Below are 962 nucleotides of genomic sequence, written 5' to 3' on the forward strand. Positions count from 1 at the left end.
CGCAAGCGGAGATCCCTGGCTGGCCGGAACATCCGGCGTCAACGGGGCGTGATTGTAATGAGACCCGTTAGCCGTTGCAAATGAGAATGATTGCCAAGTTGTCGCAGGGGTGGCCTGATCGGCTCAGACCTCGCTCCAGCGTCGCAGCAGGTTGTGGTACACGCCGGTCAGCTGCAGCACTGCATCGGCATCGCCATCGGTCTGCCGCAGGCGCTCGATGGACGTATCCATCTCCCACAGCAGGCGACGCTGCACATCGTCGCGGATCATGCTCTGCACCCAGAAGAACGAGGCCACGCGCGCACCGCGGGTGACCGGGTTGACCTTGTGCAGGCTGCTGGAGGGATACACGATCAGATCACCGGCCGGCAGTTTCACTTCATGCTCGCCGTAGGTGTCGCTGATGATCAGTTCACCGCCGTCGTACTCGTCCGGGTCGGACAGGAACAGCGTGCAGGAGATGTCCGAGCGCAGCTGCTCGCCGTTGGCCAGGTTCATCACCGCGCCATCGACGTGGAAGCCGTAGGTGCCGCCGCCGCTGTAGCGGTTGAAGCGCGGTGGCAGGTACTTCAACGGCAGCGCGGCGCTGAAGAACAGCGGATGCCGTGCCAGCGCGACGAGAATGGTTTCGCCCAGTTCGCGGCGCAGCGGCGAAGCTTCCGGCAGCTGCTGGTTGTGCTTGGCCTGCGCGCCGAGGTGGCCGACGGTCTCGCGGCCATCGGTCCAGTCGGCCGCATCGAGCCTGCGGCGGATATCAGCCACCTGTCCGGCGCTGAGGATGTCGGGGATGTGCAGCAGCATGCGGGAGTCCTCAGCAAGCGGATGGTGCGACCAGGGCGCGCACCTGCGGATGGGGGGAGGTGGCCAGCTCGGGCACGATATGCGCCATGAAGGCGGGACTGCCGTGCTGCAGCGCCAACCGCAGCCAGTGCACGGCCTGTTCGATTTCACCGGCCTGCAGC

At 65.6% G+C, this 962-nt stretch carries 1 protein-coding gene and 1 pseudogene; both read right to left on the reverse strand.

The window, feature by feature from the left end; all coding sequences use genetic code 11:
• Window positions 1–123: 123 nt before the first annotated feature.
• Window positions 124–801: a Fe2+-dependent dioxygenase gene (locus DBR20_RS15420; protein ID WP_100551754.1), complete on the reverse strand. Its 678-nt coding sequence runs from the start codon at window positions 799–801 to the stop codon at window positions 124–126.
• A gap of 10 nt (window positions 802–811) precedes the next feature.
• Window positions 812–962 (reverse strand): annotated as a pseudogene (locus DBR20_RS23285) (sel1 repeat family protein); the annotation flags it as partial.

Source organism: Stenotrophomonas sp. HMWF023 (assembly GCF_003060985.1).
Taxonomy (GTDB): domain Bacteria; phylum Pseudomonadota; class Gammaproteobacteria; order Xanthomonadales; family Xanthomonadaceae; genus Stenotrophomonas; species Stenotrophomonas lactitubi.

Bases quoted from the DNA above. Each gene is read 5' to 3' on its own strand.
- DBR20_RS15420 (WP_100551754.1), bottom strand. From the start codon at position 801: ATGCTGCTGCACATCCCCGACATCCTCAGCGCCGGACAGGTGGCTGAT.